The sequence below is a fragment of the Serratia proteamaculans genome (assembly GCF_946227095.1).
In the GTDB taxonomy this organism is placed as follows: Bacteria; Pseudomonadota; Gammaproteobacteria; order Enterobacterales; family Enterobacteriaceae; genus Serratia; species Serratia proteamaculans_E.
In genome coordinates, this window is sequence record NZ_CAMISV010000011.1 from 68,703 (window position 1) to 93,732 (window position 25,030).

The 25,030-nt window shown below is 54.8% G+C and carries 21 protein-coding genes and 6 tRNA genes; 24 read left to right on the plus strand and 3 right to left on the minus strand.

Features of this window, described 5'->3' with window-relative positions; all coding sequences use genetic code 11:
- Positions 1-239: 239 nt before the first annotated feature.
- The gene (gene nagE, locus OC597_RS19970) at positions 240-2,186 is read right to left on the minus strand and encodes a PTS N-acetyl glucosamine transporter subunit IIABC (protein ID WP_261251785.1); all 1,947 of its coding nucleotides are present in this window, start codon (positions 2,184-2,186) and stop codon (positions 240-242) included.
- A gap of 334 nt (positions 2,187-2,520) precedes the next feature.
- Between nagE and nagB the strand changes: the two genes are divergently transcribed.
- The 12 genes from nagB to OC597_RS20030 all read left to right on the plus strand — a co-directional run bounded on the left by nagB (position 2,521) and on the right by OC597_RS20030 (position 10,960).
- Positions 2,521-3,321 (plus strand): glucosamine-6-phosphate deaminase, encoded by an 801-nt coding sequence (gene nagB / locus OC597_RS19975; protein ID WP_012005664.1) that lies wholly within the window; start codon positions 2,521-2,523, stop codon positions 3,319-3,321.
- Between the two features lie 18 nt (positions 3,322-3,339).
- The gene (gene nagA, locus OC597_RS19980; protein ID WP_262210172.1) at positions 3,340-4,479 is read left to right on the plus strand and encodes an N-acetylglucosamine-6-phosphate deacetylase; all 1,140 of its coding nucleotides are present in this window, start codon (positions 3,340-3,342) and stop codon (positions 4,477-4,479) included.
- A gap of 27 nt (positions 4,480-4,506) precedes the next feature.
- On the plus strand, positions 4,507-5,727 hold the full coding sequence (gene nagC, locus OC597_RS19985) for a DNA-binding transcriptional regulator NagC (protein ID WP_261251783.1): 1,221 nt from the start codon (positions 4,507-4,509) through the stop codon (positions 5,725-5,727).
- Between the two features lie 67 nt (positions 5,728-5,794).
- Positions 5,795-6,547, plus strand: coding sequence for an HAD-IIA family hydrolase (locus tag OC597_RS19990; RefSeq protein WP_085115591.1), 753 nt, complete (start codon positions 5,795-5,797; stop codon positions 6,545-6,547).
- 178 nt (positions 6,548-6,725) lie between these two features.
- Positions 6,726-8,180 carry a chitinase ChiC gene (chiC, locus tag OC597_RS19995; protein WP_261424795.1) on the plus strand — a complete coding sequence of 485 codons (1,455 nt, stop codon included), beginning with the start codon at positions 6,726-6,728 and terminating at the stop codon, positions 8,178-8,180.
- Positions 8,181-8,469: 289 nt separating this feature from the next.
- Complete coding sequence (asnB, locus tag OC597_RS20000) at positions 8,470-10,134, plus strand: asparagine synthase B (RefSeq protein ID WP_099065033.1); 1,665 nt, start codon at positions 8,470-8,472, stop codon at positions 10,132-10,134.
- 220 nt (positions 10,135-10,354) lie between these two features.
- Positions 10,355-10,431: transfer RNA gene (locus OC597_RS20005), tRNA-Met, on the plus strand.
- Positions 10,432-10,441: 10 nt separating this feature from the next.
- Positions 10,442-10,526 (plus strand) — tRNA-Leu (locus OC597_RS20010).
- 29 nt (positions 10,527-10,555) lie between these two features.
- Positions 10,556-10,630, plus strand: a tRNA-Gln gene (locus tag OC597_RS20015).
- Between the two features lie 47 nt (positions 10,631-10,677).
- Positions 10,678-10,752, plus strand: a tRNA-Gln gene (locus OC597_RS20020).
- Between the two features lie 37 nt (positions 10,753-10,789).
- A tRNA-Met gene (locus tag OC597_RS20025) sits at positions 10,790-10,866 on the plus strand.
- Positions 10,867-10,885: 19 nt separating this feature from the next.
- Positions 10,886-10,960: transfer RNA gene (locus OC597_RS20030), tRNA-Gln, on the plus strand.
- 104 nt (positions 10,961-11,064) lie between these two features.
- On the opposite strand, the gene ubiF is transcribed toward OC597_RS20030, so the two are convergent.
- Entirely contained in the window at positions 11,065-12,246 is a 1,182-nt protein-coding gene (ubiF, locus tag OC597_RS20035) for a 3-demethoxyubiquinol 3-hydroxylase (protein WP_262210175.1), read from the minus strand.
- A gap of 196 nt (positions 12,247-12,442) precedes the next feature.
- Here ubiF and miaB point away from each other — a divergent pair, with 196 nt between their 5' ends.
- From miaB to OC597_RS20095, 12 genes are all read left to right on the plus strand, one after another.
- Positions 12,443-13,867: a tRNA (N6-isopentenyl adenosine(37)-C2)-methylthiotransferase MiaB gene (miaB, locus tag OC597_RS20040; RefSeq protein ID WP_262210177.1), complete on the plus strand. Its 1,425-nt coding sequence runs from the start codon at positions 12,443-12,445 to the stop codon at positions 13,865-13,867.
- Positions 13,868-14,010: 143 nt separating this feature from the next.
- Positions 14,011-14,346 (plus strand): zinc ribbon domain-containing protein YjdM, encoded by a 336-nt coding sequence (locus OC597_RS20045; RefSeq protein ID WP_085115587.1) that lies wholly within the window; start codon positions 14,011-14,013, stop codon positions 14,344-14,346.
- A 214-nt stretch (positions 14,347-14,560) separates the two neighbouring features.
- Positions 14,561-15,616 carry a PhoH family protein gene (locus OC597_RS20050; protein ID WP_261251778.1) on the plus strand — a complete coding sequence of 352 codons (1,056 nt, stop codon included), beginning with the start codon at positions 14,561-14,563 and terminating at the stop codon, positions 15,614-15,616.
- The gene (gene ybeY, locus OC597_RS20055) at positions 15,613-16,086 is read left to right on the plus strand and encodes an rRNA maturation RNase YbeY (RefSeq protein ID WP_085115585.1); all 474 of its coding nucleotides are present in this window, start codon (positions 15,613-15,615) and stop codon (positions 16,084-16,086) included. Before OC597_RS20050 ends, ybeY begins: the two co-directional genes overlap by 4 nt.
- An 84-nt stretch (positions 16,087-16,170) precedes the next feature.
- Positions 16,171-17,049 (plus strand): CNNM family magnesium/cobalt transport protein CorC, encoded by an 879-nt coding sequence (gene corC, locus OC597_RS20060; RefSeq protein ID WP_099065423.1) that lies wholly within the window; start codon positions 16,171-16,173, stop codon positions 17,047-17,049.
- 7 nt (positions 17,050-17,056) lie between these two features.
- Positions 17,057-18,586, plus strand: coding sequence for an apolipoprotein N-acyltransferase (gene lnt, locus OC597_RS20065; RefSeq protein ID WP_261424797.1), 1,530 nt, complete (start codon positions 17,057-17,059; stop codon positions 18,584-18,586).
- A gap of 381 nt (positions 18,587-18,967) precedes the next feature.
- Complete coding sequence (locus OC597_RS20070; RefSeq protein ID WP_262210181.1) at positions 18,968-19,864, plus strand: amino acid ABC transporter substrate-binding protein; 897 nt, start codon at positions 18,968-18,970, stop codon at positions 19,862-19,864.
- 212 nt (positions 19,865-20,076) lie between these two features.
- Positions 20,077-20,817 carry an amino acid ABC transporter permease gene (locus OC597_RS20075; protein ID WP_085115581.1) on the plus strand — a complete coding sequence of 247 codons (741 nt, stop codon included), beginning with the start codon at positions 20,077-20,079 and terminating at the stop codon, positions 20,815-20,817.
- Positions 20,817-21,491 carry a glutamate/aspartate ABC transporter permease GltK gene (gene gltK / locus OC597_RS20080; protein ID WP_261251775.1) on the plus strand — a complete coding sequence of 225 codons (675 nt, stop codon included), beginning with the start codon at positions 20,817-20,819 and terminating at the stop codon, positions 21,489-21,491. The genes OC597_RS20075 and gltK overlap by 1 nt, the downstream gene beginning before the upstream one ends.
- Positions 21,491-22,216 (plus strand): amino acid ABC transporter ATP-binding protein, encoded by a 726-nt coding sequence (locus tag OC597_RS20085; RefSeq protein ID WP_085115579.1) that lies wholly within the window; start codon positions 21,491-21,493, stop codon positions 22,214-22,216. Before gltK ends, OC597_RS20085 begins: the two co-directional genes overlap by 1 nt.
- A gap of 310 nt (positions 22,217-22,526) precedes the next feature.
- The gene (gene rihA, locus OC597_RS20090) at positions 22,527-23,459 is read left to right on the plus strand and encodes a pyrimidine-specific ribonucleoside hydrolase RihA (RefSeq protein WP_261251774.1); all 933 of its coding nucleotides are present in this window, start codon (positions 22,527-22,529) and stop codon (positions 23,457-23,459) included.
- A gap of 150 nt (positions 23,460-23,609) precedes the next feature.
- On the plus strand, positions 23,610-24,308 hold the full coding sequence (locus tag OC597_RS20095) for an FMN-dependent NADH-azoreductase (RefSeq protein ID WP_261251773.1): 699 nt from the start codon (positions 23,610-23,612) through the stop codon (positions 24,306-24,308).
- A gap of 57 nt (positions 24,309-24,365) precedes the next feature.
- Here the strand turns inward: OC597_RS20095 and OC597_RS20100 are convergent, their stop codons facing one another.
- Positions 24,366-24,848 (minus strand): zinc ribbon-containing protein, encoded by a 483-nt coding sequence (locus OC597_RS20100; protein ID WP_085115576.1) that lies wholly within the window; start codon positions 24,846-24,848, stop codon positions 24,366-24,368.
- Positions 24,849-25,030 lie beyond the last annotated feature (182 nt).

Consider the following 25,030-nt stretch of genomic DNA (forward strand, 5'->3'; position numbering starts at 1 on the left):
CATTATTCCTCAATGCAAAGCGCTACACATAACCGCCTATGATCCAACAAGCCACGCCCGGAAACAACCGTTTGTTTAACGAAAAATGCGCAACGTTGCACCGCGAGAGATCACAGCACCATGAGGGGGCAGGCTTTGCCCATAAAAAAGCGGGAAGAGATTACTCTCTTCCCGCCAAAGGTAGGGTGCGTTCCGTCATGACTCGTTAAACACCCCGGGTACTACTCAGGTAAAACAGTTTATTTCTGGATCTCAAACAGTTTGGTCTGGCCGGCAACCACAGAACCGCTTGCCAGCGCCGTCAGACCGGCGTAATCGTCAGAGTTACTGACCACTACCGGGCTTATCATCGAGCGGGCATTGGCGTTCAGGAACTCCAGATCCAGTTCAAGGATTGGCTGGCCGGCTTTTACCTCAGCACCCTCTTCAACCAGACGTTTGAAGCCCTGACCGTTCAACGCAACGGTGTCGATCCCCATGTGCACCACAATCTCCGCGCCCTTGTCGGTTTCCAGACAGAAAGCGTGGTTGGTGTTGAAGATTTTCACGATGGTGCCGTCTGCCGGTGCTACCACAATTTTGTCGGTCGGGCGGATCGCCAGACCATCACCCACCGCTTTGCTGGCAAAGGCTTCGTCAGGAACCTGTTCCAACGCCACCACTTCACCGGTGACCGGGGCCACCAGCGACTCGAAGGCGACTTTCGGTGCATTAGGCACGGCCTGCGATTTTACTGCGCTCACACCGGCTGCCGGCGCCACTTCTGCCGCAGGAACCGGGCCGGTCGCAATCACCGCACGCATACCGTCGGCAATGGCTTCAGCTTTAGAACCCACAATCACCTGAACGGTTTGTTTGTTCAGTTTCACTACGCCGGAAGCACCCAGGCGCTTACAGCTGGCATCGAGCACTTTGGAAGAATCTTTAACGGTCAGGCGTAAACGGGTGATACAGGCATCAATGCCGGTCAGGTTATCAGAACCACCGATGGCACCAATGTAGCTGCGAGACAGTGCGCGCAGGCCTTCATCGGTATTGCTGTTGGCTTCAGGAGCGACAACATCGTCAGACGCATCTTCACGGCCTGGCGTTTTCAGGTTGAAGGCACGAATAATGACCGAGAACAGGACGAAGTACACCGCAAAGGCGACCAGGCCCATCAGGACCAGCATCCAGACGTTCTTGCTAGCGGCCGGCAAGTTGTACATCAACACATAGTCGATGGCACCCGCAGAGAAGGAGAACCCGGCGTGAATGCCCAGCAAGGTGGCTACAAACAGGCTGATACCGGTCAAAATGGCATGGACCAGATACAGCAGCGGAGCCAGGAACATGAACAGGAATTCAAGCGGCTCGGTCACACCGGTCAGGAAAGCCGTCAGGGCAACGGACAGCAGCATACCGCCAACCATTGGACGACGTTCTTTCGGTGCAGCAAAATACATAGCCAGTGCCGCACCCGGCAGACCAAACATCATGATCGGGAAGAAGCCGGACATGAACATCCCAGCAGTACCGTCACCCGCGTAGAAGCGGTTGATGTCGCCGTGGAAGATGGTACCGGCAGCGTTGGTGAACTCACCAATCTGGAACCAGGCAATGGTGTTCAGCACCTGATGCAAACCGGTTGGGATCAGCAGACGGTTAACGAAACCGAAAATACCGGAACCGATAGCGCCCATAGACACAATCCATTCACCGCCTGCATGAATAGCATTCTGCACCGGTGGCCAGATATAACCAAAGACGGCGGCCAGGATTAAACAGAAAAAGCCGGTAGCGATAGGGACGAAACGTTTACCGCCGAAGAAGGAGAGGAACTCAGGCAGTTTGATGCCGGACCAGCGGTTATAGACCGCACCGCCCACCAGGCCGGTAATGATACCCGCCAACACGCCCATATTGATCGCTGGGTTAATGGTGACCATCGCTTTGGTCAGAATGAAGTAACCCACCGCGCCTGCCAATGCAGCCGAACCGGCATTGTCTTTCGACCAGGTTGCCGCCACACCGATAGCAAAGATTAACGCCAGGTTATCGAAGATTGATCCACCGGCCTGTGCGATAAACGAAATATTGAGTAAATCAGGCTGGCCGAAGCGTAGCAAAAGCGCCGCAACGGGCAGTACTGCGATTGGCAGTTGCAACGACCTGCCCAATCTTTGGAAAAAGCCGAGTATGTTCACCTTAGTATTCCCCCTAATGCCCTTTTATGGGCTTTATCATATTTTACGCAAGCGCCATCACACACTGCGATTAACTCTGGACGAACGACAACACGTGGAGTGTAAAAAAATTATTTCGTATCGCAAATTAAAACCTCCTTTTTTGTGATTTATATCACCAAAAAGCAGTCTTAAGCTGCCACATTGCTAGCCATCACACAAAACTTATTTTATCATTAAAAAAATCATCGGACCTGACGCATCACGTGAGAATCATAAAGCTGGGTTACGCTTAAGGCTCTCGTTCAGGCTCGAACCAGTATAGCTTTAGTTTACTTACCCCAAGAGGTGTTAGATGAGACTTATCCCACTGAAAGATACTGCACAAGTCGGCAAATGGGCCGCCCGCCATATCGTCCAGCGCATCAACGCATTCAAGCCTACTGCGGAGCGTCCGTTTGTTCTCGGCCTGCCCACCGGCGGGACTCCACTGGAAGCCTACAAACATCTGATTGCGATGCACAAAGCAGGTGAAGTAAGCTTTAAGCATGTGGTGACTTTCAACATGGATGAATACGTTGGCCTGCCGCAGGAACACCCGGAAAGCTATCATACCTTCATGTACCGTAATTTCTTTGATCACGTTGATATCCCAAGTGAAAATATCAACCTGCTGAATGGTAATGCGCCGGACGTTGACGCCGAGTGCCGCCAGTACGAAGCGAAAATCAAATCCTACGGCAAGATCAACCTGTTTATGGGTGGCGTTGGCATCGACGGTCATATCGCGTTTAACGAGCCGGCTTCATCTCTGGCCTCTCGGACTCGCATCAAAACCCTGACTGAAGATACCCGTATCGCCAACTCCCGCTTCTTCGGTGGTGATGTCAGCCTGGTTCCCAAGTTTGCTCTGACCGTGGGTGTGGGCACGCTGCTCGACGCAGAAGAAGTGATGATTCTGGTGACCGGCCACGCCAAGGCACAGGCGCTGGAAGCCGCAGTGGAAGGCAACATCAACCACATGTGGACCATCAGTTGCCTGCAGTTGCATGCCAAGGCCGTTGTGGTGTGCGATGAGCCATCCACTATGGAACTGAAAGTCAAAACCGTTAAATATTTCCGCGAGTTAGAAGCGGAAAGCGTTAAGAGTCTTTAATTCTTGCAGGGGGCTACGATGTTCGCTTTAACCCACGGCCGTATTTATACCGGCCACGACGTACTTGACGACCACGCAGTTGTTATCGCTGATGGGCTGATTGAACGAGTCTGCCCGCTGGCTGAACTGCCGGCCGGCATTGAAACGCGCAATCTGGGTGGCGCTATCCTGGCCCCCGGTTTGATCGACGTGCAGCTTAACGGCTGTGGCGGCGTGCAATTTAACGATTCGCTGGAAGCCATTTCGGAACAGACGCTGGAGATTATGCAGCGTGCCAACGAAAAATCCGGCTGTACCAGCTATCTGCCAACGCTGATCACCAGCAGCGACGAATTTATGAAGCACAGCATCGAAGTGATGCGCGCTTATCTGAAAAAACATCCGAATCAGGCACTTGGCCTGCATCTGGAAGGGCCGTACCTCAGCCCGCAGAAGAAAGGCACCCATAACCCGGCGTTTATCCGCAAACCGACCAGCGAGATGATCGACTATCTGTGCGCCAATGCCGATGTGATCACCAAGGTCACGCTGGCGCCGGAAATGGTGGAACCCCACTTTATCAAGCAATTGACCGAGGCCGGCATTGTGGTGTCCGCCGGGCACTCGAATGCGACTTACGATCAGGCCCGTATCGGTTTTGCCGCCGGTATCACCTTCGCCACTCACCTGTATAACGCCATGCCGTATATTACCGGGCGTGAACCGGGGCTGATGGGCGCGATTTTTGACACGCCAGAAGTCTATACCGGCATTATCGCCGACGGCCATCACGTGGCCTGGGCGAGTATCCGTAACGCCAAACGCATGAAAGGTGATAAATTGGTGCTGGTCACCGATGCCACCGCGCCGGCGGGTGCGGATATCGACCAATTTATTTTTGCCGGTAAAACAATATACTATCGCGATGGGCTGTGCGTGGACGAAAACGGCACCCTGAGCGGCTCAGCGCTGACCATGATTGACGCGTTAAAAAACAGCGTTGAGCACGTCGGTATTGCGTTGGACGAAGCACTGCGCATGGCGACGCTGTATCCGGCGCGTGCTATCGGCGTGGATCACCGGTTAGGCACTATCGAAGCCGGTAAAGTGGCGAACCTGACCGCATTTACCCGTGATTTTAATATCACCAAAACGCTCGTTAACGGTAACGAGGTTTAATCTAATGAACAGCGAGTAAAATTATTGATGAGTACTGGCGGACAGGCACAGATAGGGAACGTTGACTTAGTCAAGCAACTCAACGGCGCGGCGGTTTACCGTCTGATCGACCAACAAGGGCCGATCTCGCGCATTCAAATTGCCGAACTGAGCCAGCTAGCGCCCGCCAGCGTCACTAAAATTACTCGCCAGCTGTTGGAGCGCGGGCTGATCAAGGAAGTCGATCAGCAAGCCTCTACCGGCGGCCGCCGCGCCATTTCCATTGTCTCCGAAACCCGGCATTTCCACACCGTGGCCGTGCGCCTCGGTCGGCACGACGCCACCATCACCCTGTACGACATGAGCGGCAAATCGCTCGGTGAAGAACACTACCCGCTGCCGGAACGCACCCAGGAGACACTGGAAAATGCGTTGTTTATCGCTATTGCCCAATTTATCGAAAACCACCAGCGCAAGCTGCGTGAACTGATCGCCATCGCGGTGATCCTGCCTGGCCTGGTTGATCCGGCGCTGGGCGTGGTGCGTTATATGCCCCACATCAGCGTCAACAACTGGGCACTGGTAGACAACCTGCAGCAGCGTTTTAACGTTACCAGCTTTGTCGGCCACGATATCCGCAGCCTGGCGCTGGCAGAACATTACTTTGGCGCCACCCGCGACTGCGAAGACTCTATTTTGGTGCGCCTGCACCGTGGTACCGGTGCCGGTATTATCGTTAACGGCCAGATTTTCCTCGGCAACAACGGCAACGTCGGTGAAATCGGTCATATTCAGATCGACCCACTGGGCGAGCGCTGCCACTGCGGCAACTTCGGCTGCCTGGAAACCGTCGCCGCCAACGCCGCGATTGAACACCGCGTGCGCCAGTTACTGACCCAGGGCTATCCCAGCAAGCTGACCCTTGACGATTGCAGTATCTCCGCCATCTGCAAGGCCGCCAACCGCGGCGACCTGCTGGCCAGCGAAGTGATCGAACACGTTGGCCGCTACCTCGGCAAGGCCGTGGCTATCGCCATCAACCTGTTTAATCCGCAGAAAGTGGTGATCGCCGGTGAAATTACCGAGGCAGAAAAAGTGCTGCTGCCGGCGATCCAGAGCTGCATCAATACCCAGGTGTTGAAAGACTTCCGCAAAAATCTGCCGGTGGTCACCTCCGAACTCAATCATCGCTCGGCGATCGGCGCTTTCGCCCTGGCCAAGCGGGCGATGCTCAACGGCGTGCTATTACAGCGATTGCTGGAAAGCTGATCCGCCGCTTCAGGCAGGTGTGCTATCTTCGCGTTTTGCCTGCCGCAAATCATGAGAAACAGCAACAATGACAATCAAAAACGTTATATGTGATATCGACGGCGTGCTGCTGCATGACAACACGCCGGTTCCCGGAGCCGATCTTTTCCTGGCACGTATTCAGGAACAGGGCATGCCGCTGGTGGTGCTGACCAACTATCCGTCGCAGACCGCACAGGATCTGGCAAACCGCTTCTCCGCAGCCGGGCTCGAAGTGCCGGAAAGCGCGTTCTATACCTCTGCCATGGCCACCGCCGATTTCCTGCGCCGTCAGGAAGGCAAGAAAGCCTATGTGGTCGGCGAAGGCGCACTGATTCACGAACTGTATAAAGCCGGTTTCACCATTACCGACATCAACCCGGACTTCGTGATTGTCGGCGAAACCCGCTCCTACAACTGGGACATGATGCACAAGGCCGCCTACTTCGTGAACAACGGCGCGCGCTTTATTGCCACCAACCCGGATACCCACGGCCATGGTTTTGTCCCGGCCTGTGGCGCACTGTGTGCCCCGATCGAAAAGATCACCGGCCGCAAGCCGTTTTACGTGGGCAAACCAAGCCCATGGATCATCCGCGCTGCGCTGAACAAAATGCAGGGGCACTCGGAAGAAACGGTGATCGTCGGTGATAACCTGCGCACTGATATCCTGGCGGGCTTCCAGGCCGGTCTGGAGACCGTATTGGTACTGTCTGGTGTCTCAACGCTGAACGATGTAGAAACCATGCCGTTCCGCCCGAGCTATATCTTCCCTTCGGTTGCCGATATCAATATTTTCTAATGCCTGCGGTGGCCCTCACGGCCACCCTTTAATATCGTCAGATTGAATTTAATTTATTATTGGTCAACAAAGGTTTCACCCCAGCCTCGTTAAAAACCCGCACTATATATTTACGCCCCGCCAATAATACACCTTGGCGGTCAGTGGAAATAATCTTACCTACCCTAACGAGGTTACCATGAGCATCAATAATATTATCAATGCACAAGCAGCAGATGACGCTGCCATCATGCCGGATATGGCCAATAAAAAAATCATGATGGGTTTTTGGCACAACTGGGCCGCCGGTGCCAGTGACGGTTATCAGCAGGGGCAATTTGCCAATATGAACCTGACCGACATCCCGGCCGAATATAACGTGGTGGCCGTGGCGTTTATGAAAGGTGACGGCATCCCCACCTTCAAACCTTACAACCTGTCCGATACCGAGTTCCGCCGCCAGGTGGGTGTGCTGAACAGTCAGGGCCGTGCCGTGCTGATTTCACTGGGTGGTGCAGACGCGCATATCGAATTGAAAACCGGCGACGAAGACAAGCTGGCCAATGAGATTATCCGCCTGGTAGAAACCTACGGTTTCGACGGGTTGGATATCGATCTGGAGCAGGCGGCCATCGGCGCAGCCAATAATAAAACCGTTTTGCCAGCCGCACTGAAAAAGGTAAAGGCGCATTATGCCGCCGAAGGTAAAAACTTTATTGTCAGCATGGCACCAGAATTCCCTTATTTACGCACCAACGGTACTTACCTGGATTATATTACCGCGCTCGAAGGCTATTACGATTTTATCGCGCCGCAATATTATAACCAGGGCGGTGACGGCATCTGGGTTGATGAAGCCAATGGCGGTAAAGGCGCCTGGATCACCCAGAATAACGACGCCATGAAAGAAGACTTCCTGTATTACCTGACCGAAAGCCTGGTCACCGGTACCCGTGGCTACACCAAAATCCCGGCGTCCAAATTTGTTATTGGTCTGCCAACCAACAATGACGCTGCCGCCACCGGTTATGTGGTCGATAAGATGGCAGTCTATAACGCCTTCGCGCGTCTCGATGCCAAAGGTCTGTCGATCAAAGGCCTGATGACCTGGTCAGTTAACTGGGACAACGGCAAAAGCAAAGCTGGCGTGGCTTATAACTGGGAGTTCAAAACGCGTTACGCCGCGCTGATCCAGGGAGGTGTAACACCACCGCCGGGAAAGCCTGATGCGCCGACGGCATTGAACGCCACCGCGATCGCCTCAACGTCGTTGACGTTAAACTGGGCGGCTTCCAACAGCGTAAATCCTGTCAGTCAATATACGGTTTACCGGAACGGCAGCGCGATCGGCCAGACCGGCGGCCTGTCGCTACAAGACAGCGGCCTGGCACCGGCGACTCAGTACAGTTACTTTGTCACGGCCACCGACAGCCAGGGCAATACCTCGCTGCCTAGCAGTGCGCTGGCGGTGAAAACGGCAGATGGCGGGACACCACCTGATCCGAGCCCAAGCGAGTGGCAGAACAACCACAGCTATAAAGCCGGTGATGTGGTGACCTATAAAGGCAAGAAATACACCTGTCTTCAGGCTCACACCTCTAACGCGGGCTGGACGCCAGATGCAGCCTTCACCCTGTGGCAGTTGACCGCCTGATAGTCTGCAATGAGTTGCCGGTAAAATTCTCCGGCAACTCATCTATTCGTCAAAAAATTACATATCCATCAATTTAAACCGCCATTAACTGAATATCCGCTAATAATCGACCTACCCCAAACAACTATTTTTCAGCACAGCGCTAAAACGCTTGCATCCCCTGCCGCTTTTGACGCATTTTCATAAACACAACGCAGCAAAACCGCGCCATCGCTGATGAGCCGGCCACGCTGCCTATAACAGCAAAAACAACATCACAGTCTAAAAAAGTCGTTAGGAGAGTCGGTATATGTGTTCTATTTTCGGTGTGCTCGATCTGAAGTCTGATCCCGTTGAACTGCGTAAAAAAGCGCTGGAGCTGTCCCGTCTGATGCGCCACCGCGGCCCGGATTGGTCCGGTGTTTACGCCAGCGATAAAGCCATTCTGGTGCATGAGCGCCTGTCGATTGTCGACGTCAACAATGGTGCCCAACCGCTGTACAACGCTGCACACACCCACGTCCTGGCGGTTAACGGTGAAATTTACAACCACCAGGCGCTGCGCCAGCAGCTGAGCGATCGCTATGAGTTCCAGACCGGTTCCGACTGTGAAGTGATCCTGGCGCTGTATCAGGAAAAAGGCACTGACTTCCTCGACGATCTGCAGGGCATGTTTGCCTTCGCTCTGTACGACTCAGAGAAAGACGCCTACCTGATTGGCCGCGACCATCTGGGCATTATCCCGCTGTACATGGGCCATGATGAATTCGGCAACCTGTATGTCGCTTCTGAAATGAAAGCGCTGGTGCCGGTTTGTCGCACCATTAAGGAATTCCCGGCGGGCAGCTACCTGTGGAGCCAGGACGGTGAGATCCGCGAATACTACCAGCGTGACTGGTTCGATTACGACGTGGTTAAAGACAACGTGACCGACGCCAACGCCCTGCGCAACGCGCTGGAAGACTCGGTGAAAAGCCACCTGATGTCCGACGTACCTTACGGCGTGCTGCTGTCTGGTGGCCTGGACTCTTCGGTGATCTCCGCCATTACCAAAAAATACGCCGCGCGCCGTGTGGAAGATCAGGAACGCAGTGAAGCCTGGTGGCCACAATTGCACTCCTTCGCCGTCGGCCTGGAAGGTTCACCGGATCTGCGTGCCGCTCAGGAAGTGGCTAACCACCTGGGCACCGTGCACCATGAAATTCATTTCACCGTGCAGGAAGGCCTGGACGCCATTCGCGACGTGATTTATCACATCGAAACCTATGACGTGACTACCATTCGCGCCTCTACCCCGATGTACCTGATGTCACGCAAGATCAAGGCGATGGGCATCAAGATGGTGTTGTCTGGTGAAGGGGCCGACGAAGTGTTCGGCGGTTACCTGTACTTCCATAAGGCACCGGATGCCCGTGAGTTCCACGACGAAACCGTGCGTAAACTGCTGGCGCTGCATATGTTTGACTGTGCGCGTGCCAACAAGGCGATGTCCGCCTGGGGTGTGGAAGCCCGCGTGCCGTTCCTGGATAAAAAATTCCTCGACGTGGCAATGCGCATCAACCCGAAAGACAAAATGTGCGGCAATGGCAAAATGGAAAAACATATCCTGCGTGAATGTTTTGAGTCCTACCTGCCGGCCAGCGTGGCCTGGCGCCAGAAAGAGCAGTTCTCCGACGGCGTTGGCTACAGCTGGATCGACACGCTGAAAGAAGTCGCTGCCAAGCAGATCAGCGATCAACAGCTCGAAACTGCACGTTTCCGTTTCCCGTACAACACGCCGAGCTCCAAAGAAGGCTACCTGTATCGCGAAATCTTCGAAGAGCTGTTCCCACTGCCAAGCGCGGCTGAATGCGTGCCTGGCGGCCCGTCAGTAGCCTGCTCTTCGGCGAAAGCCATCGAATGGGATGAGTCATTCAAAAAGATGGACGATCCTTCTGGTCGTGCAGTCGGCGTTCACCAGTCCGCCTACAAATAAGCGTCCTGCGTTTTATTCCCTGGGCGGGCCTTCGGGTCCGCCTTTTTGTTGATGTTTTCAACCATTAATTGTCTGAATTGATGATTTTATCGCCATAATGTTCACAACCCAGACAAACAACACATCCGGTCGCTTTTTCGGGAAAAAACTTGTTGACGCAAAACGGCCATATACGCATAATGCGCCCCGCAACGCCGATGAAGGTTGCGCGAAAAAAGATGGCTACGTAGCTCAGCTGGTTAGAGCACATCACTCATAATGATGGGGTCACAGGTTCAAATCCCGTCGTAGCCACCATCTTTTTTTTGCGGGAGTGGCGAAATTGGTAGACGCACTAGATTTAGGTTCTAGCGCCGCAAGGTGTGCGAGTTCAAGTCTCGCCTCCCGCACCATTTCTTATCATCGGGTTGCAGTCATCAGATGGGGTATCGCCAAGCGGTAAGGCACTGGTTTTTGATACCAGCATTCCCTGGTTCGAATCCAGGTACCCCAGCCATTTTTTAAATGGTTTGATGCAGTAAGAAGAAGTTAAAAATTTGTTGATGGGGTATCGCCAAGCGGTAAGGCACTGGTTTTTGATACCAGCATTCCCTGGTTCGAATCCAGGTACCCCAGCCATCAACACTGTTGACTTTTAAAGTAAAATATCAAAAATGGCTACGTAGCTCAGCTGGTTAGAGCACATCACTCATAATGATGGGGTCACAGGTTCAAATCCCGTCGTAGCCACCATATTTTACTGTTATACCATTGGGGTGTCGCCAAGCGGTAAGGCTCTGGTTTCTGATACCAGCATACCCAGGTTCGAATCCTGGCACCCCAGCCACATTTAGAAAAGCCCGCTTCGGCGGGCTTTTTGCTGTCTGGCGTTCAGGTAAAATACGGGTTGATGAGGGCGCCGTTCCCAACGCCCCTATCACGAATCCGCTGCTACAACCCCAGTGCGTATTTCAGCGCATGTTCCTTCAGCTTGCCCGCCCGCTGGGCCGCCATCAACGCAATATTGCGTGCCACACTTAACGGGGCCAAATTATTGCTGAAGGCGGTATAAAACAGATCCATACCGCTTTGCATCAGCAGGTTATCGGTACGGCGGCGACGCTGATAACGCATCAACACCGCTTCAGTGCTCCAGTCCTCGCCCTGTTCCCGCGCCTCACTCAATACCGCCAACAAGGCTTCGACATCGCGATAGCCCAGGTTCACCCCCTGCCCGGCCAACGGATTAATGGTATGCGCCGCATCACCGAGCAACACCAGCCCCGGCAACACATAGCGTTGCGCATGACGGCGTGCCAGCGGGAAAGAGCCGGCGGCGTGCACTTTCACCGCCCCCAGACGTGCAGGAAACGCCTCAGCGACTTCCCGCTCAAGCTGTACCGGCGGCATCGCCTGTAGCTGACGAATACGCTGCGGGCTGTCGTACCACACCAGCGAGGCCCATTGATCATACAACGGCAGGAAAGCACGCGGTCCGGAAGGGAAGAACTGCTGCCAGGTCACATCCTGCTGCGGCGCACCGGTCTCGACGGTGATCAACATGCAGGACTGACGGTACTGCCAACCGCTGGTGCCGATGGCCGCCAGATTACGCACCTGCGAGTTGGCACCGTCAGCCCCAACCACCAGACGCGCCTGTAGCGTCTCAGATGAGTCCAGTGTCACTTGCCAATGGTCATCATTACGTTGCAGCGAACGCAGCCTGGCGGGGCAGCAGAGCGTCAGATTGTCGCACTGCTCCAGTTGCTGCCACAGCGCCAATTGCAGAATACGGTTTTCCACCATAAAACCCAGTTCCGGCAGACCGAGCGAGGCGGCGTCAAACGCCACCCGTGCCGATGCCCACTCCCAGGTTTCCAACCGGCGGTAAGGGGCGGTGCGCATCGCTTGCACCGCCGACCAGGCACCGAGCTGTTTGAGCAACCCGACCGAGGTGCAGCCAATCGCGGAAATACGCAAATCCGGCGGGCTTTGCGCATCGAACGCCTGTGGTGCCTGATGTTCCAACAAGGCTACCGACCAACCGGCCTGCGCCAGCCCCAACGCAGCGGCCGCGCCGACCATGCCGCCACCTACCACCACCGCGTCATACCGTTTTTGAGAAGTGTTCATATTGGCTATTTTTTCTTGGTTAATTATCGCCATCCCCACCGGCATGGCGTTTGGCATCAGTGTAACGGATTTTTAATTTGGCTTCAGGTCGCATGCCGTTTTACCCGCACTGGTCACAACGGCGTCAAATGTTTACAATAGCGCCCTGCATGTCGCGTATCGCAACTTTCGCTCCGCACTGAGTAATGGCAAGTCAATGACCAAAAAACTACATATCAAAACCTGGGGCTGCCAGATGAATGAATATGATTCATCAAAAATGGCGGACTTACTGGGAAGCACGCACGGTTACCAATGGACCGACAACGCTGAAGAAGCCGACGTGCTGCTGCTGAATACCTGCTCGATCCGCGAGAAAGCGCAGGAAAAAGTTTTCGCCATGTTAGGGCGCTGGAAACTGCTGAAAGAAAAGAACCCGGCGCTGATCATTGGCGTAGGTGGGTGCGTGGCCTCGCAGGAAGGTGAACATATCCGCAGCCGTGCGCCCTGCGTCGACGTAGTGTTTGGACCGCAAACCCTGCATCGCCTGCCGGAAATGCTCAACCACGTGCAGGGCACCCGCAGCCCAATCGTCGACATCAGCTTCCCTGAGATCGAAAAGTTCGACCGCCTGCCGGAACCCCGCGCTGAAGGCCCAACCGCCTTTGTCTCCATTATGGAAGGCTGCAACAAATACTGTACCTTCTGCGTGGTGCCTTACACTCGCGGTGAAGAAGTGAGCCGTCCAAGCGATGACGTGCTGTTCGAAGTCGCCCAACTGGCGGCGCAAGGCGTGCGTGAAGTCAACCTGCTTGGCCAGAACGTTAATGCCTATCGCGGGGCCACCTACGACGGCGACATCTGTTCATTTGCCGAACTATTACGCCTGGTGGCCGCTATCGACGGGATCGACCGTATCCGTTACACCACCAGTCATCCGATTGAATTCACCGACGATATCATCGCGGTGTATGAAGACACCCCGGAGTTGGTCAGTTTCCTGCATCTGCCGGTACAGAGCGGCTCAGACCGCATACTGACCATGATGAAGCGCGCGCACACCGCACTGGAATACAAAGCGATCATTCGCAAACTGCGCAAGGCGCGGCCGGACATCCAGCTCAGCTCTGATTTTATTATCGGCTTCCCGGGGGAAACCCAGACCGACTTCGAACAGACCATGAACCTGATTGCCGAGATTAACTTCGACACCAGCTTCAGCTTTATCTACTCGTCGCGCCCTGGCACCCCGGCGGCCGATATGGTGGACGACGTCAGCGAAGACGAAAAGAAACAGCGCCTGTATATCCTGCAGGATCGCATCAACCAGCAGGTGCTGCAGTTCAGTCGCCGGATGCTCGGCACGGTACAGCGCATTCTGGTGGAAGGTACCTCACGTAAAAGCGTGATGGAGCTGGCGGGCCGTACCGCCTGCAACCGCATGGTCAACTTTGAAGGCACGCCGGATATGATCGGCCAGTTCGTTGATGTGGAAATCACCGAAGTTTTGACCAACTCACTGCGTGGTGCAGTGATACGTACCGAACAGCAGATGGACCTGCGCGTACATGAATCCCCGCAGTCGGTGATCGCCCGTACCCGCAAAGAAAATGCGCTGGGTGTCGGCATTTACCAACCCTGACGCAGTTTCCGCCTGGCGCTAAACGTGGTGGCCGCGCTTCCCCCCGCCACGATAACGGTTATCCTTATTATTTCTCTGTCGGGCCACACGCCCGGCAATTTTTCTTTTTTTTATTTTTTTGATGATTAAAGAGGCGACATAGCATGCAACTCCCACACTGCCCGAAGTGCAATTCCGAATACACCTATCAGGACAACAACCTGTTTATCTGCCCTGAGTGCGCCCATGAGTGGAGCGACAGCGCCCCGGCAGAAGACAACGATGCGCTGATTGTCAAAGATGCCAACGGCAACCTGCTGGCCGACGGCGACGCCGTGACCGTGGTGAAAGATCTGAAGGTCAAAGGCAGCTCTTCGATGCTGAAAATTGGTACCAAGGTGAAAAACATTCGCCTGGTGGAAGGCGACCACAACATCGACTGCAAGATCGATGGCTTTGGCCAAATGAAGCTGAAATCCGAGTTCGTGAAAAAGAACTGATCCCGGCCCCTATTCTCAAGTCATTACGCGGCTGTTTTGGCCGCGTTTTTCCTCTGCTGCCCCTTGAATTACGCCGCCGGCGCACAGATAGATCATGGGTAAACTTGCGCCCGTGCTTCGCACCATGAATAATTCAAGGTAGAGAACCTCAGGGTTTGCCCTGAATGCGCGTACCGAAAATCAACCAGGCCCGATATGAGCCTTGAGGAATAGTTTGAACGTCGCAACACAAGAAATTTTGTTAGAGCCGGCAGACAATCAGCGATTGCTCAGCCTGTGCGGCCCGTTTGATGACAATATCAAACAACTCGAACGCCGGTTGGGCATTGAGATTAACCGTCGTGACAATCGTTTTAAGCTGGTTGGCAAGAACCTGTGCGTGGTAGCCGCCGCCGATATCCTGCGCCACCTGTATGTGGATACCTCCCCCATTCGCGGCGTGATCCCGGATATCGACCCAGAACAGATCCATCTGGCGATCAAAGAAAGCCGGGTGCTGGAACAGGTTGCCGACAGCGTGCCGGATTACGGCAAAGCGGTCACCATCAAAACCAAACGCGGCATGGTGAAACCGCGGACGCCAAACCAGGCGCAGTACATCGCCAACATTCTCGACCATGACATTACCTTCGGCATTGGCCCGGCCGGTACCGGTAAAACCTACCTGGCGGTTGCCGCTGCGGTAGACGCGCTGGAACGTCAGGACGTACGTCGCATCATGCTAACCCGCCCTGCGGTCGAGGCCGGTGAAAAACTGGGCTTCCTGCCGGGGGATCTGAGCCAAAAGGTCGATCCTTACCTGCGCCCGCTGTACGACGCCCTGTTTGAAATGCTGGGCTTCGAGCGCGTAGAGAAGTTGATTGAACGTAATGTGATTGAAGTTGCGCCGCTGGCCTATATGCGCGGTCGCACCCTGAACGACGCGTTTATCATCCTTGATGAAAGTCAGAACACCACCATCGAACAGATGAAGATGTTCCTGACGCGCATCGGCTTTAACTCGAAGGCAGTGATTACCGGTGACGTGACGCAGATAGACCTGCCACGCAACCAAAAATCCGGCCTGCGTCACGCGATAGAAGTGTTGTCGGACGTCGAAGAACTGAGCTTCAACTTCTTCCATAGCGAAGACGTGGTGCGTCATCCGGTGGTCGCCCGCGTGGTGATCGCCTATGAAGCCTGGGAAGCCGCCGAACAAAAACGCAAAGATGCGATTGCAGAACAACGTCAACGTGAGGCGACCCTCGCCTCCGAGCAGGAGACACGATGAGTCAGGTGATTTTGGATCTGCAGCTGGCCTGTGCAGACAACAGCGGCTTGCCGGACGAAGCCACCTTCCAGCACTGGCTGGAAGGCGTGCTGCCGCAGTTTCAGGAAGAGGCCGAGGTGACCATTCGCCTGGTGGACGAGGCCGAAAGCAACGAACTGAACCTGACCTATCGTGGCATGGATAAACCGACCAACGTGCTGTCATTCCCCTTCGAAGCCCCTCCGGGCATCGAGCTGCCGCTGCTGGGCGATTTGATCATCTGTCGGCAGGTGGTTGAGCGTGAAGCGGTCGAGCAAGACAAGGCGCTGGAGGCCCACTGGGCGCATATGGTTGTTCACGGCAGCCTTCATCTGCTAGGGTATGACCACATCGAAGACGATGAAGCCGAAGAAATGGAGTCTTTGGAAACCGAAATCATGCACGGACTGGGTTACCCGGACCCGTACCTGGCGGAAAAAGACCCCCTCTGACGTCAGCTGATTTCCCCACAGCCCCTGTATGGGGCTGTCGCTGACTCCCCTAACTCTGACATGAGTGATATTAACTAAAACGCCATGAGCGACGACCATTCACAAAGCAATGACAGCCCCAGTCCCAAGAAGGGGTTCTTTACTCTTATCCTTAACCAGCTGTTCCACGGCGAACCTAAAAACCGTGGCGATCTGGTAGAGCTGATCCGTGATTCCGAGCAAAACGACCTGATCGATCCCGATACCCGAGACATGCTGGAAGGCGTGATGGATATCGCCGAACAGCGCGTGCGCGACATCATGATCCCGCGCTCCCAGATGGTGACGCTCAAGCGTAACCAAACGCTGGAAGAGTGCCTGGACGTGATCATTGAATCCGCCCACTCGCGCTTCCCGGTGATCAGCGAAGATAAAGATCACATCGAAGGCATCCTGATGGCCAAGGATCTGCTGCCGTTTATGCGCGCAGAAACCGAGGAGTTCAGCATCGACAAGGTGCTGCGTACCGCAGTGGTGGTGCCGGAAAGCAAGCGGGTCGATCGGATGCTGAAGGAGTTCCGCTCCCAGCGTTATCACATGGCGATTGTCATTGACGAATTCGGCGGTGTGTCCGGCCTGGTCACCATCGAAGACATTCTGGAACTGATTGTCGGCGAAATTGAAGATGAGTATGACGACGAGGACGATGTGGATATCCGCCAGCTCAGCCGTCATATGTATACCGTGCGCGCACTGGCACCAATTGAAGACTTCAACGAAGCCTTTGGTACCCACTTCAGCGACGACGAGGTCGACACCATCGGTGGCCTGGTCATGCAAGCCTTCGGTCACCTGCCTGCACGCGGGGAAACCATTGAAATCGAAGGTTACCTATTTAAAGTTGCGATGGCCGACAGTCGACGTATCATCCAGGTTCATGTAAAAATTCCGGACGATTCTCCGCAACCGAAACTGGAAGAATAAATCGAACATGGCTAAAGCCTCTTACCTTGATCGCCAGTGGGTTCGCGCCCTGCTGGCGCTGTTGACTGGCGCCAGCGGCACGCTGGCGTTTTCTCCTTACGATATCTGGCCGGCGGCCATTGTCTCCCTGTTCGGCCTGTTGGCCGTTACCCTCAATCGCACCACCAAACAGTCTGCTCTGCTCGGCTTCTGCTGGGGTTTCGGCCTGTTCGGTACCGGGATAAACTGGGTTTACGTCAGCATTGCCGACTTCGGCGGCATGCCGTTCTCCGTCAATATATTCCTGGTGGCGCTGCTCGCCGCCTATCTGTCACTGTATACCGGGCTGTTCGCCGGCTTGCTGGCACGCCTTTGGCCTGCCACCAGTTGGTACCGTCTGGCGATTGCCGCACCGGTACTGTGGCAGGTCACTGAGTTTCTGCGCGGCTGGGTGCTGACCGGTTTCCCTTGGTTGCAGTTCGGCTACAGCCAGCTTAACGGCCCGCTGAAAGGCGTGGCGCCGCTGCTGGGGGTGGATACCATTACCTTTATGCTGATGGCGATCGCCGGGCTGCTGGTATATGCCATCAATCAACGCCGCATTACGCCGGCGGTAGTGGCTGTCGCTCTGCTGCTGTTGCCGTGGCCGCTACGCCAGTTGCACTGGTATACCCCACAGCCGGACAAGGCGGTCAACGTCGCCATGGTGCAGGGTAATATCGCTCAATCGATGAAGTGGGATCCCAAAGCGCTGGTCAGTACGCTGCAAACCTATCTGGATGAAACCCGTCCTTATATGGGCAAAGCGCCGATCATCATTTGGCCGGAGTCTGCCATCCCGGATTACGAAGCCAGCCAGAACGGTTTCCTGACCATGATGGACGACCTGATGCGAGCCAAAAACAGCAGCCTGATCACCGGCATTGTTGACGTCCGCGCCACCCCACAGGGCCAGCAAATTTACAACAGTGCCATCGTGCTGGGTGAACCGACGCCGTACACTTATCCGGCCAAAGACCGCTATAACAAGCACCACCTGGTGCCGTTCGGCGAATTTGTGCCGATGGAAACGCTGCTGCGGCCACTGGCACCCTTCTTCGACCTGCCGATGTCCTCATTCAGCCGCGGCGATTACGTCCAGCCACAGCTCAGCGTGAAGGGCTATAACCTGACGGCGGCGATCTGTTATGAAATTGTCCTCGGCCAGCAGGTGCGCGATAACTTCCGCCCGGACACCAACTTCCTGCTGACCATCTCCAACGATGCCTGGTTCGGCCATTCCATCGGCCCATGGCAACACTTCCAGATGGCGCGCATGCGTGCATTGGAGTTGGGCAGACCCCTGTTGCGCAGCACCAACAACGGCGTGACGGCTGCGGTCGACGCCAACGGTGAAGTGATTGCAGAGATCCCTCAGTTCACTCGCAAGGTACTGGAGGTGAAAATGACCCCCACCACCGGCATTACCCCTTATGCCCGCTTTGGTGCCACACCATTGTGGATCATCACCCTGCTGCTCGGCGGTCTGGCGTTGGTCCTCGGCCTGCGTCGTAAATAATCCCCCGGGGCGTTGCCTTTGGCACGCCCCGTTGTTTCCCCCTCCTGTCCAAAATCATTGCCAAATCAACGCTTCTGGCACACTCCTTGCTTTAGTTTCTATGTGATTTAGAACCGATTTACTTTTGCTGACGTTTCGTCGCATCTGTGCACAACCTGAGAGCATCACTGGCACCATAAGGGTGCATTGATATTTTGTTGCATTAATTTGGTGCGCGTGGCGTCTCAAAAAAAGAAACATTTTAGTTTCAATCTGTTCACAATCGGCTATTTTCTAACGGTTATCTGTTCTAGGACTATCTTTATACTTGAGCAATAAATCTCCATTTAGAATCTGATGCTCTTTGAATTTGAGCTACCACAACAGCAAAGGAGTTGGACCATGCAAATGCGTAAATTGGCGTTATCGTTACTGCTGATCGGTATGGCGGGTAACGTAGCCCATGCGGAAGAACTGACCGGTACGCTGAAGAAAATCAAAGACAACGGCGTGATCGTTGTCGGCCACCGCGAATCGTCAGTGCCGTTCTCCTACTACGACAACCAGCAGAAAGTTGTGGGTTACTCCCAGGACTACTCCAACCAAATCGTTGAAGCGGTTAAGAAAAAACTGAACGCTCCGGATCTGCAGGTCAAAATGCTGCCGATCACCTCGCAGAACCGTATTCCTCTGCTGCAAAACGGCACCTTTGACTTCGAATGCGGCTCGACCACCAACAACCTTGAACGCCAGAAACAGGCCGCCTTCTCTGACACCATCTTCGTGGTCGGTACCCGTCTGCTGGTGAAAAAAGGCTCTGACATCAAAGATTTCAAAGATCTGGCCGGTAAAGCCGTGGTGGTGACATCCGGTACCACTTCCGAAGTGCTGCTGAATAAACTGAACGACAGCAACAAAATGAACATGCGCATCATCAGCGCCAAAGACCACGGTGATTCATTCCGCACCCTGGAAAGCGGCCGCGCAGTCGCCTTTATGATGGATGACGCCCTGCTGGCGGGTGAACGCGCGAAAGCGAAGAAACCGGACCAATGGGAAATCATCGCCACGCCTCAGTCGAAAGAAGCCTACGGCTGTATGCTGCGTAAAGACGATCCTGAGTTCAAAAAACTGGTCGATGACACCATCGCTCAGGCTCAGACTTCTGGTGAAGCGGCCAAATGGTTTGATAAGTGGTTCAAACAGCCTATCCCACCGAAGAACCTCAACATGAACTTCGAACTGTCAGACGATATGAAGCAATTGTTCAAAGAGCCTAACGACAAAGCACTGAACTAATAAAACAAGAGCTGGGGTGGCCGCCTGGCCAAACCAGCCCTGTTGATGACTGGGACAGACAGGAATACGGGAGGCCGTTCCCCTCCCGTATTTTCCCCACAACACACCACCGATGCCCGCTATAGATAAGTCAGCCCGACTGGCCGCGGTGCCATTGGTGCTGAATAGTCATCAATCTTTAGGCGCTCTGCGCCCGCTTAACGGAGTTTGTTATGTCAATAGATTGGAACTGGGGTATCTTCCTGCAGCAGGCCCCGTTTGGGAATACCACCTACCTCGGCTGGATTTGGTCCGGCTTTCAGGTCACGGTAGCCCTCTCCGTCTGTGCATGGATCATCGCTTTCTTTGTCGGTTCGCTATTCGGTATTTTGCGTACCGTACCTAACCGCTTTCTTTCCACCCTCGGCACCTGTTACGTCGAACTGTTCCGTAACGTGCCGCTGATCGTGCAATTCTTTACCTGGTATCTGGTGATCCCCGAATTGCTGCCGGTGAATATCGGCATGTGGTTCAAAACCGAACTCGATCCTAACGTGCAGTTCTTCGTTTCCTCGATGCTGTGTCTCGGACTGTTCACCGCCGCTCGCGTGTGCGAACAGGTGCGCGCGGCCATTCAGTCACTGCCACGCGGTCAGAGAGCCGCCGGACTGGCCATGGGCCTGACGCTGCCGCAAACCTATCGCTACGTGCTGTTGCCGAACGCCTACCGGGTGATTGTGCCGCCGATGACCTCGGAAATGCTTAACTTGGTAAAAAACTCCGCCATCGCTTCCACCATCGGGCTGGTCGACATGGCTGCCCAGGCCGGCAAATTGCTGGATTACTCGGCGCATGCCTATGAATCCTTTACCGCGATTACGCTGGCCTATGTCGCCATCAATGCCGTGATCATGCTGCTTATGCGGTTGGTAGAGAGAAAAGTGCAGTTGCCCGGCAATATGGGGAGTAAATAATGTACGAATTTGACTGGGCATCGATTGTCCCAAGCTTCCCTTATCTGCTGCAGGGTCTGTTCATCACGCTGAAGATCACCGTGACCGCCATCGTCTTCGGTATCCTCTGGGGTACCGTTCTGGCAGTAATGCGCTTGTCGCCGATCAAGCCCATCAGCTGGTTCGCCGCCCTGTACGTCAACCTGTTCCGCTCGGTGCCATTGGTGATGGTACTGCTGTGGTTCTATCTGGTGGTTCCAAGCTTATTACAAAAGGTTCTGGGACTGTCGCCGAAAACCGATATTCGCCTGATCTCCGCCATGGTAGCCTTTTCCCTGTTTGAAGCGGCCTATTACTCGGAAATTATCCGTGCCGGTATTATCAGCATCTCGCGCGGCCAGTCTTCCGCCGCACTGGCGCTGGGCATGACCCACTGGCAGTCAATGAAGCTGGTTATTTTGCCGCAGGCGTTCCGCGCCATGGTGCCGCTGCTGCTGACCCAGGGCATCGTACTGTTCCAGGATACCTCTCTGGTGTACGTACTGAGCCTGGCTGACTTCTTCCGTACCGCCTCAACCATCGGCGAGCGCGACGGCACCCAGGTTGAAATGATCCTGTTCGCCGGCTTTGTCTATTTTGTTATCAGTCTCGCCGCCTCGGCGCTGGTAAGCTATTTGAAGAAAAGGACTGTTTGATGATATCCCTGAAAAATGTTTCTAAGTGGTACGGTCACTTTCAGGTTCTGACCGATTGCACCACCGAAGTCAAAAAAGGCGAGGTGGTGGTAGTCTGCGGTCCTTCAGGCTCGGGCAAATCTACCCTGATCAAAACCGTCAACGGCCTGGAGCCGATCCAGCAGGGCGATATCCTGGTGAACGGGACTCCGGTCAACAGCAAGAAAACCAACCTGGCGCAGTTGCGTTCCAAGGTCGGCATGGTGTTCCAACACTTTGAGCTGTTCCCGCACCTGTCGATCATCGACAACCTGACGCTGGCACAGGTAAAAGTGCTCAAGCGTGATAAAGCCGCTTCCCGCGAGAAAGGCCTGAAGTTGCTGGAACGCGTCGGCCTGACCGCCCACGCCAACAAGTTTCCCGGACAGCTTTCCGGTGGTCAGCAGCAGCGCGTGGCGATCGCCCGTGCGCTGTGTATGGATCCCATCGCCATGCTGTTCGATGAACCGACCTCGGCGCTCGATCCGGAAATGATCAACGAAGTGCTCGACGTGATGGTCGAACTGGCGAACGAAGGCATGACCATGATGGTGGTGACCCACGAAATGGGCTTTGCCCGCAAGGTGGCCAACCGGGTGATCTTTATGGACGAAGGCAAAATTGTCGAAGACCGCAATAAAGACGATTTCTTCAACAACCCTGAGTCTGAGCGCGCCAAAGACTTCCTGGCAAAAATCCTGCACTAATTGATCTGATGCGCTCCATTCGGGGCGCATCTCCCCGCTCCCGGCACTAAAAGCGCTTGTTTCTCCCTGGTTTTGATCCGATGCTCTCAGCACAATTCTACCCTATGGCTTTCAAGTTGCAGCTAGGCGACCAGCTCGCTCATCCCCAGGCGCTTACTTGAGTAAGTAACTGGGGTGAGTGACAAATCTGTCGGGAACAGATTTGAACGCTGCTTGCAGCGGCCCCGAAGGGGCAAGACCCACGGATGGGTCTTGTAGTGCAGGTAACAACGCTGCAGCTTGAAAGACGACGGGTAAAAAGGAGATACATATGCCCCGCCCTATCATTATCGATTGCGATCCCGGCCTCGACGACGCCATTGCCCTTGCCATGGCACTGAGCTCACCGGAACTGGAGGTAAAAGCCATCACCACCTCTGCCGGTAACCAGACGCCGGAGAAAACCCTGCATAACGCGCTCGGCCTGCTGACGCTAATGAAGCGTGAAGACATTCCAGTCGCAGCCGGTGCCGCTGCCCCGCTGATGCGTGAGCTGGTGATTGCCGACTACGTGCATGGCAAAACCGGCATGGGCAATACCCACCTGCCGACGCCCACCCTCAAGCCGGTCAAACAAAGCGCCGTCGAGCTGATCGCCAGCCTGTTGCGCAGCAGCCCGGAACCGATCACCCTGGTGGTCACCGGCCCCATGACCAATATCGCCCTGCTGCTGGCCCAGCACCCCGAACTGAAAGGCAACATCGAGCGCATCGTCTTTATGGGCGGTGGCATGAACGCCGGTAATACCACCCCGGTGGCGGAATTTAATATTTTTGTCGATCCCGAAGCCGCCGAGATGGTACTGAAATCCGGCGTGCCCTTGACCATGGCCGGGTTGAACGTCACCCACCAGGCTCTGGTGTTGCCACAAGATATCGAACGTATCCGCCAAATTGACAACCCGGTGGCACAGGCGGTGGCCGAAATGCTCGACTTCTACCTGCCGCTGTATCTCAGCCACCCACGCGGGCTGCCGGGTGCCGCAATGCACGATCCCTGCACCATTGCCTGGCTACTGGCCCCTCAGCTATTTAGCAGTATCGAACGCTGGGTCGGCGTGGAAACCAAGGGGGAATACACCCAGGGCATGACGGTGGTGGATCTCTTCCAGCAAACCGGCAAGCCGGCCAACGTGGAAGTGCTGACCGCTATCGATCGTGAAGGGTTTATCAGTCTGCTGGCTGAACGCGTTGCGCGTTACTGACCCACTGGGGCGCAAGACGCGCCCTAATGTTCAATTTTTTTGATTTAACTCAGCGAATTTTTACGCTATCACTGATCCCGGCTTGCCTCTAAGATGCTGTTAAACGCACAGCATTGCTGACGCCCTTAGAACAAGCCTGGAGATAACCGCATGAGTCGTATACTGGTCCTGAAATCAAGTATTCTGGGCGATTACTCCCAGTCTGGAAAATTGGTCGATTTTTTTGTTCAACAGTGGCAAGAAGCGCACCCAAGTGACACCTTTACCTTCCGCGATTTGGCCAACCCCACTCTGCCGGAGCTGAACGGTGAAGTGATCGGCGGTTTTAGTGCCGGGGACAAACCCTTAACCCCCTATCAGCAACAGACGCTGGCGCTTTCCGATGAGCTGATTGCCGAACTGAAATCGCATGACACCCTGATCATCAGCGCACCGATGTACAACTTTAATATCCCGACCCAGTTGAAAATTTACTTCGACCTGATAGCACGCGCCGGTCAAACCTTCCGTTACACCTCCGAAGGCTCCGAAGGCCTGGTCACTGGCAAGAAAGCGATCGTGATCTCCAGCCGTGGCGGTATCCACGCCGAGACGCCAACCGACCTGATCACGCCTTATCTCAAGCTGTTCTTGGGCTTTATCGGTATTACGGATGTGGAATTCGTGCTGGCGGAAGGGTTTGCTTACGGGCCGGAAGCAGCAGAAAAAGCGGCACAAGACAGCCGTATCGCGGTGGCACAGAAAGTCCCTGCAACCGTATACACCGCCCTCACAAGCGAGCCTGAGCCGGCAACAGCCCCGACCGGTGGCGGTTTTCTCAGTAACCTGATGAAAAAGCTGTTCGGTTAATGACGACCTCCCTGCCCCGGCCCTTTCCACTCAGGTGAAGGCCAGGGTGCGGGTAACTTAAGGTTCGAAAGGCCGGCGCTGGAACTGGTCGTGGCCGCATTTCGGGCACAGCGGCAGCACTTCCGGCGTGTAAAACGCCATATGATGGTGGCACTGCTCGCACACCAGATTCCCCAGCCCAACCACTTCACCGCTGTGGTAAACGCCATGGTGGCTGACGTCCTTGAACACTTCGCGCCATTCCAACTGGGTTTTGTCGGTAATGTCCGCCAGTTCCTGCCACAGGCTCTCTTTAATCACCCGCATAAAAACACTGTCAGTAAATTCTTCCCGGCTTTCCTGATAACTACGGGCGAACTCTTCCAGATCTCGCCGTACCGCCAGGGTCACCTGCTCCACTTCATCGCGCGTCAGCTCACCCGCTTCGTTCAGCCGTTTTTCAGCGCTCGCGACCAGCGAGTCAATATCACGTTCGCCATTTTTCAAGCGTTCGGTCAGAGATGCCACCAATTCGCGGTAGTACTGAGCAACCTTGTTCATAATCTCTCCTCGATGAACTTACGTGACGGGACTTACCTCTTCAAACTAGCTCTTATCATTTTAGCCGTAAATTGCTGATGTCACTTGGCAAGGCACGGGATCCTCAAGATGTGAGTCATATCAAGGCGAGGATTTTTTAAATACGGCGAGTCGGGCGCTTGGTGTTGTTGCCGGGAGGTCTT

Bases quoted from the DNA above. Each gene is read 5' to 3' on its own strand.
- nagB (WP_012005664.1), top strand. From the start codon at position 2,521: ATGAGACTTATCCCACTGAAAGATACTGCACAAGTCGGCAAATGGGCC.
- nagA (WP_262210172.1), top strand. From the start codon at position 3,340: ATGTTCGCTTTAACCCACGGCCGTATTTATACCGGCCACGACGTACTT.
- nagC (WP_261251783.1), top strand. From the start codon at position 4,507: ATGAGTACTGGCGGACAGGCACAGATAGGGAACGTTGACTTAGTCAAG.
- OC597_RS19990 (WP_085115591.1), top strand. From the start codon at position 5,795: ATGACAATCAAAAACGTTATATGTGATATCGACGGCGTGCTGCTGCAT.
- chiC (WP_261424795.1), top strand. From the start codon at position 6,726: ATGAGCATCAATAATATTATCAATGCACAAGCAGCAGATGACGCTGCC.
- asnB (WP_099065033.1), top strand. From the start codon at position 8,470: ATGTGTTCTATTTTCGGTGTGCTCGATCTGAAGTCTGATCCCGTTGAA.
- ubiF (WP_262210175.1), bottom strand. From the start codon at position 12,246: ATGAACACTTCTCAAAAACGGTATGACGCGGTGGTGGTAGGTGGCGGC.
- miaB (WP_262210177.1), top strand. From the start codon at position 12,443: ATGACCAAAAAACTACATATCAAAACCTGGGGCTGCCAGATGAATGAA.
- OC597_RS20045 (WP_085115587.1), top strand. From the start codon at position 14,011: ATGCAACTCCCACACTGCCCGAAGTGCAATTCCGAATACACCTATCAG.
- ybeY (WP_085115585.1), top strand. From the start codon at position 15,613: ATGAGTCAGGTGATTTTGGATCTGCAGCTGGCCTGTGCAGACAACAGC.
- corC (WP_099065423.1), top strand. From the start codon at position 16,171: ATGAGCGACGACCATTCACAAAGCAATGACAGCCCCAGTCCCAAGAAG.
- lnt (WP_261424797.1), top strand. From the start codon at position 17,057: ATGGCTAAAGCCTCTTACCTTGATCGCCAGTGGGTTCGCGCCCTGCTG.
- OC597_RS20070 (WP_262210181.1), top strand. From the start codon at position 18,968: ATGCAAATGCGTAAATTGGCGTTATCGTTACTGCTGATCGGTATGGCG.
- OC597_RS20075 (WP_085115581.1), top strand. From the start codon at position 20,077: ATGTCAATAGATTGGAACTGGGGTATCTTCCTGCAGCAGGCCCCGTTT.
- gltK (WP_261251775.1), top strand. From the start codon at position 20,817: ATGTACGAATTTGACTGGGCATCGATTGTCCCAAGCTTCCCTTATCTG.
- OC597_RS20085 (WP_085115579.1), top strand. From the start codon at position 21,491: ATGATATCCCTGAAAAATGTTTCTAAGTGGTACGGTCACTTTCAGGTT.
- rihA (WP_261251774.1), top strand. From the start codon at position 22,527: ATGCCCCGCCCTATCATTATCGATTGCGATCCCGGCCTCGACGACGCC.
- OC597_RS20095 (WP_261251773.1), top strand. From the start codon at position 23,610: ATGAGTCGTATACTGGTCCTGAAATCAAGTATTCTGGGCGATTACTCC.
- OC597_RS20100 (WP_085115576.1), bottom strand. From the start codon at position 24,848: ATGAACAAGGTTGCTCAGTACTACCGCGAATTGGTGGCATCTCTGACC.